We start from the raw sequence: 6,138 nt of genomic DNA on the forward strand, positions 1-6,138 counted from the left end.
CACGCTAGGCTCGCGGCATGAGCCGGGACGACGATGACAGGCATGATGCCGCGCATGAGGCGCTGCGGCGGGTGCGCCGCGAGGGGCGCTGGTGGTGGGTGCAGGCGCGCCACGCCAAGCGCATCTGGCGCTGGGCGCTGCTGATCGCCGTGCTGCTGTTCGTGGCCCTGGCGCTGTTGCGCCGGCCGCTGGCGAACTGGTTCTGGAATGAACCGCAGATCGAGCAGCTGCTCGACCAGGGCGATCGCGCGCTGGCGGCCGGCCGCCTGACCCTGCCCGACGGCAGTGGCGCACGTGAGTCCTATCAAGCAGCGCTGGCGCTGGACAACGACCGGCTGCAGGCACGCACCGGCCTGGCCCGTACCGGCCAGGCGGCACTGCAGCAGGCGCGTGCTGCACTGGAACGCGGCGACCCGGCGGCCGCGACGACAGCGCTGGCCCTGGCGCGCGAGCTGCAGGTACCGCAGCGCGAAGCCGACGCGGTGGCGCAGCAGCTGCACGCGCACGACCAGGCACGCGCGGGGATCGGCGCCTTGCTCGGCCGCGCCGAAGCGGCCCTGCAGGCGCAACGGCTCGATGGCAGCCCGGACAGCGCGCTGCCGCTGTTCCAGCAGGTGCTCACGCTCTCGCCCAACCAGGTGCGTGCGCTGGAAGGGCGTGAGGATGCGCTGTCCGACCTCCTCCAGCAGGCGCGCACGGCGGCCGGCCGCGGCGATGTTGCACGCGCGGCCGAACGCGTGCGCAGTGCCCGGGGCTTCGACGCCGGACATGTCGATCTGCCGGCCACCCAGGAGGCACTGAACAACGCACTGGAGCGGCGCCAGCGCGAAGGCGAAGCCGCGCTGCGCCGACAGAAACTGGAGGCTGCGGCGGAGGCCTTCGCCGCGGTGCTTGCCGCCTTGCCCGACGATCCTGCCGCACACCGCGGCCAGCAGCAGGTGGCCGATGCGCAGCTCTTGCGTGCGACGCGGCTGGCCGGCAATTTCCGCTTCGACGAAGCGGCCCAGGTGGTGCAGCAGGCTGAAACGCTGGGCGCTTCCACGCGCGCGCTGGAGACGGCGCGGCATGCCATCGAGCAGGCGCGTCGTTCGCAGGCCGCGTTGAAGACCCCGGCGGTGCCGCGGGCGCAGCGCGAACGCACGCTGCAGAGCCTGCTCACGCGCCTGGAAGAGGCCGAGGGCCGTGGCAATTTCCTGGATCCCCCCGGCCGCAGTGCCTACGACGCGCTGCGTGAGGCCCAGGGGGTTGCGCCGCAGGACCCGCGTGTTCGCGCGGCGGCGCAGCGGTTGTTGCCAGCGAGCCGGCAGTGTTTCGAGGATCGCCTGCGCGAGAACCGGGTACTAGGAGCCGGAGCCTGTCTGGAGGCCTGGCAGACCCTGTCCTCCAGCGACGCAGGCCAGACTGCGGCAAGGCGCCGGCTGGCGCAGCGCTGGTTGGCGATCGGCAGTGAGCGGCTTGGCTCGGGCGATATCACCTTCGCGCAACAGGCGCTGGTGCAGGCGCGCCGCTGGCAGCCGGACCTGCCCGAGCTGCCGGCATTTGCCGAACGCCTGCGCAGTGCCGGTGGCGGCGCGGGAGCCTAGGCCAGGAACACCCGCTGTACGGTGGCGCGGGCGGCATCCAGCGAGAAGTGGTCCACGATGTTCTGCAGCCCGGCGGTGGAGAGCCGGCGCCACAGGGCCTCATCCTGGTACAGCCGGACCACGGCCTGGGCGAACGCCTCGGCATCATCGGCCACCAGTACATCCTCGCCATCGCGCAGGTGCATGCCTTCCACGCCGCAGGTGGTGGCGACCACGGGCTGGCCGTGCGCCATGCTGAGATTCACCTTGCCCTTGACCCCCGCGCCGAAGCGCAGCGGCGCCACGGCGATGCGCACGCCGTCCATGTACGGCACCACGTCCGGCACGAAGCCATGGATGTCCACACCGGGCTGGGTCGCGGCCAGCTCGCGCAGCGCATCGGGCACGGCTGCGCCGATGCAGTGGAACCGGATATCGGGCAGCTGCGCGCGGATGCGCGCGAAGACCTCACCGATGAACCACTGCATGGCATCCAGGTTCGGCGGATGACGGAAACCGCCGACGAACACCAGGTCGCGGCGTTCGGCCCAGTCCGGCCCTGCACCGGCCACTTCATGCAGGTTGGAGATCAGTTCCACCGTCGCGCCCGGCGCATCGATGCGCAGCTGCTCGCGTTCGGCTGCGCTGACCAGCACGGTCACATCGACCTGCTCCATCACCGCCAGCTCGCGTGCGCGGGTGCGCTCGGCATTGCGCAGCAGGCCGGCGTCGCCGGCGATCTCAGCGCCGCGACGCTCGCGCAGGTAATGCAGGTCGACGGTGTCGAACACGGTGCGCGCCTGCGGCGCGAAGCTGCGCAGCAGCGGCAGGCATTCGTGGGCGACGTGATAGCGCACCATCATCACCACCCCGAAGCGGGCGCCGTTGGCCCGCAGCCACGATGCCACGCCGTCGAGGTAGGGCGCGTACCAGACCTCCACGCCCAGCGCCTGCAGCGCCTCGGTGGCGGCGCCGGCATGCTCGCGCCGGGTCGGCACGAACACCACATGGACGCCCTCGTCGAGCAGCATCCGGACCAGGTTGTACTGGCGCAGCGAGGCCGAGTCGCGATCCGGCTGCGGCACTTCTTCATCCAGGATCAGGACCTGGCGCTGGGCGCGATGGAGCAGGGCCGGCGAGGGCACGCTGCCCACGCTCGGCTGCGCTTGCAGCGCCTTGGCCCACTTCGCCGCGAACACCCCGCGGTTGCGGACCTGGTAGGCCTTGACCCCGCTGCCGGTATCGGTGCCGTTGCTGGTGCCCTCGTCATGCACCACGCGGCTGGCCGGCTGCACCAGCACGCGGTGGCCACTTTCGCGGACAGCGAAGGCCAGGTCGGTATCTTCGTAGTAGGCGGGCTTGTAACGTAGATCGAAGCCGCCAAGCTGGTCCCACAAGGCGCGGGGGATCATCAACGCCGCGCCGGAGCAGTAGTCGGCATCGCGAAGCGCGCTGTAGCGCGGATCCTCGGGTGACTCGAAGCGGCCATAGCTCCAGCCGCTGCCGTCCTGGAAGATCACGCCACCGGATTCCTGCAGGCGGCCATCGGGGTAGAGCAGCTGCGCACCGACCAGGCCGGCACGCGGCACCCGAGCAAAGGTGGCGAGCAGGGCATCCAGCCAGCCTGGCTGCGGCACGGTGTCGTTGTTGAGCAGCACCACGTACTGGCCACGCGAGCGGGCCACGCCATCGTTGCAGGCCTCGATGAATCCGCCGTTGGTTGGCCGCACCTCATAGCGCAGCCCGCGGACCTGCGGCATCCAGGCGGTGGTTTCGTCGCTGCTGCCGTCGTCCACCACCAGGATCTCGCAGTCGACCTGCGGCGGGTGGGCCGCCAGCGCCCGCAGGCAGGCCAGCGTGTGGCCGGCATGGTTGTAGACCGGAATGATGATGCTGACCACCGGGCGCTCGCTGGCCGGGACCGTGAACGGCGCGAACGGTGTGGCCTCCGGCAGGAACAGCGGTGCGCCGCGCGGGGCGGGCACGGCCTGGGTATGGACCCGGATGCGCTGCCAGGTGGCGCGCCAGCCCCGGGTGCGCAGGCTGGCCAGACTGCGACGGAACAGGCCGAGCATGCGGTTCAGGAAATAGCGAGCATCGGCCAAGGACATCGACATCCCGTTGCAACTCCAGCTTAAGCGGGGGAACCCGGGAGAACGCGCCGCTCGCGGTGGCTGCGTTAGACTCGCCGGACTTCATATTCTCGCATCCCCGTGCCCCGACGCTACGATTCCGACGACATCGACGAGTTCGACGACGACACCGAAAGCCGCGGCCCGCTGTGGCGGCGCCGGTTGATCACCTGGGGCATGGCGGCTGTGGCGCTGGGGCTGGGCTTCCTGATCCCCTATACGGTGTACCTGAACCAACAGGTCACCCAGCGCTTCGGCGAGCTGCGCTGGCAGATTCCCACCCGTGTCTATGCGCGCCCACTGGCGTTGGCGCCGGGTGTGGCCATGGATGCGGCCACGCTCAAGACCGAGCTGGCGGCGTCGGCCTACCGCGATGACGGGATCGGCAAGTCGCCGGCCACGTACACGCAGGAAGGCGGGCGCTTCGTCATTTCCAGCCGTGGCTACAACGATGTGGATGGCCGGGTCGCCCCGCGCCGCGTCGAGCTGAGCCTGTCCGGCGGGTCGATCGCCTCGCTGCGCGATCCCGACAGCCGCAGGGCCCTCAAGGCCGCGCGCCTGGATCCGGCCCGTATCGCCACGCTGTACGGCCAGAAGCAGGAAGAGCGCCGGCTGGTTCGCATCGAGGAAACCCCCGAGCTGCTGGTCACCGGCCTGCAGGCGGTGGAGGACAAGGATTTCAGCCGCCACCACGGTATCGATCTGAGCGGTATCGCCCGCGCGGTGTGGGTGACCGTGCGCTCCGGCGGCCAGAGCCGCCAGGGTGCCTCGACGCTGACCCAGCAGCTGGCCCGCAGCGGCCTGCTCGGGATCGGCAAAGAGCAGACCGTCACCCGCAAATTCAACGAGGTGCTGTACGCGCTGATCATGGAGGCGCGCTACGACAAGCGCACCATCCTGGAGGCCTACCTCAACCAGGTCTACCTGGGCCAGCGCGGCAGCCAGGCCATCCATGGCATGTCCTCGGGTGCGGAATTCTGGTTCGGCCGTGATCTGGCTTCGCTCAACACCGAGCACGTCGCGCTGCTGATCGGCCTGGTCAAGGGCCCGTCCTATTACGACCCGCGCCGCAATCCCGAACGCGCGCTGGACCGCCGCAACTTCGTGCTGGGCAAGCTGCGCGAAGCCAATCTGATCGACGATGCCGAGTACAAGCGTGCCGTCGAAGCGCCGCTGGGTGTCCCCAAGACGCCGGGGCTGATCGCGGCCAACCGCTTCCCGGCCTATGTGGATCTGGTCCGCCGCCAGCTTGGCCACGACTATCCCGAGTCCGTGTTGCAGGGCGCCGGGCTGAGCGTGATGACCGGCATGGCACCGTCTGCCCAGGCGTATGCCGAAGGCGCGGTCACCAAGACGATCAAATCGCTGGAGAGCAAGCGTCGCCCCGAGCTGCAGGCCGGCCTGGTCCTGACCGACGTCCACAACGGCGATGTGCTGGCCGTGGTCGGCAGCCGCGAAGTGTCCGAGCCGGGCTTCAACCGCGCCATCGAGGCGCAGCGTCCGGTGGGTTCGCTGCTCAAGCCATTCGTGTACCTGCTGGCGCTGGCGCAGCCGGACCGCTACTCGCTGTCCAGCTGGGTCGACGATTCCCCGGTGACGGTGCAGCTCAGCCGCGGCAAGCAATGGTCGCCGGGCAACGCGGACAACCGCAGTCACGGCACGGTCCGCCTGATCGACGCACTCGCCCATTCCTACAACCAGGCCACGGTGCGGGTGGGCATGCAGGTCGGCCCGGAGCGGGTTACGCAGTTGATCCACGTCCTGGCCGGGATCAAGGCCGACCCCAATCCAGCGGTGATCCTGGGCTCCACCGATCAGAGCCCGTATGCGATGGCCCAGCTGTACCAGTTCCTGGCCTCCGGCGGTGAAATCCAGCCGCTGCATGCGGTGCGTGGCGTGCTCGATCCGCAGGGCAAGCTGATGAAGCGCTACGACAAGACCCCGGCGCCGGCGCAGGAGGGCGACTCGATCGCCGCGAACCTGATCAGCATCGGCCTGCAGCAGGTCGTGGCCAGCGGTACCGCGCAGCGCCTCAACGCCGATGGGCTGGGCCGCCTGCAGCCGGCCGGCAAGACCGGCACCACCAATGATGGTCGCGACAGCTGGTACGCCGGCTACACCGGCGACCACCTGGCGGTGATCTGGATGGGCAATGACCAGAATCAGCAGGCCGGGCTGTATGGCGCGACCGGCTCGATGCGGGTCTGGTCGGGCATCTTCCAGCGCCTGCCGAGCGCGCCCCTGAAGGTGAGCAACAAGGGCCTGGACTGGCAGTACGTGGAGGCCAGCGGTACCGCCACCACCGATGAAGGCTGCCCGGGCGCGCGTCGTTTCCCGTTCGTGGTGGGGTATACCCCTGCCTATGTACCGTGCGCCGCGCCGAGCGCGTTGCCCGAAGGCGAGGGCGGCGAGCAGAGCGAAGGCGGTGGCTGGCGCAGCTGGTT

Annotated in this window: 3 protein-coding genes; 2 read left to right on the plus strand and 1 reads right to left on the minus strand. The window is 69.9% G+C overall.

Annotated features, from left to right (window positions below):
* Positions 1–17 precede the first annotated feature (17 nt).
* A complete protein-coding gene (locus tag ORK51_RS16140; RefSeq protein WP_266085821.1) occupies positions 18–1,583 on the plus strand; it encodes a hypothetical protein in 1,566 nt (521 codons plus the stop codon).
* Here the strand turns inward: ORK51_RS16140 and ORK51_RS16145 are convergent.
* On the minus strand, positions 1,580–3,679 hold the full coding sequence (locus ORK51_RS16145; RefSeq protein WP_266085823.1) for a glycosyltransferase: 2,100 nt from the start codon (positions 3,677–3,679) through the stop codon (positions 1,580–1,582). The two genes, ORK51_RS16140 and ORK51_RS16145, sit on opposite strands and share 4 nt — an antisense overlap.
* Before the next feature lie 96 nt (positions 3,680–3,775).
* On the opposite strand from ORK51_RS16145, the gene mrcB reads away from it, so the two are divergent.
* A partial coding sequence (gene mrcB, locus ORK51_RS16150) for a penicillin-binding protein 1B (protein ID WP_266085826.1) occupies positions 3,776–6,138 on the plus strand: 2,363 nt, incomplete at its 3' end.

The organism is Stenotrophomonas sp. RIT-551 (genome assembly GCF_026241915.1).
GTDB lineage: Bacteria > Pseudomonadota > Gammaproteobacteria > Xanthomonadales > Xanthomonadaceae > Stenotrophomonas > Stenotrophomonas bentonitica_A.

Excerpts from the sequence above, each read along its gene's own strand:
- ORK51_RS16140 (WP_266085821.1), top strand. The coding sequence starts at position 18 with ATGAGCCGGGACGACGATGACAGGCATGATGCCGCGCATGAGGCGCTG.
- ORK51_RS16145 (WP_266085823.1), bottom strand. The coding sequence starts at position 3,679 with ATGTCGATGTCCTTGGCCGATGCTCGCTATTTCCTGAACCGCATGCTC.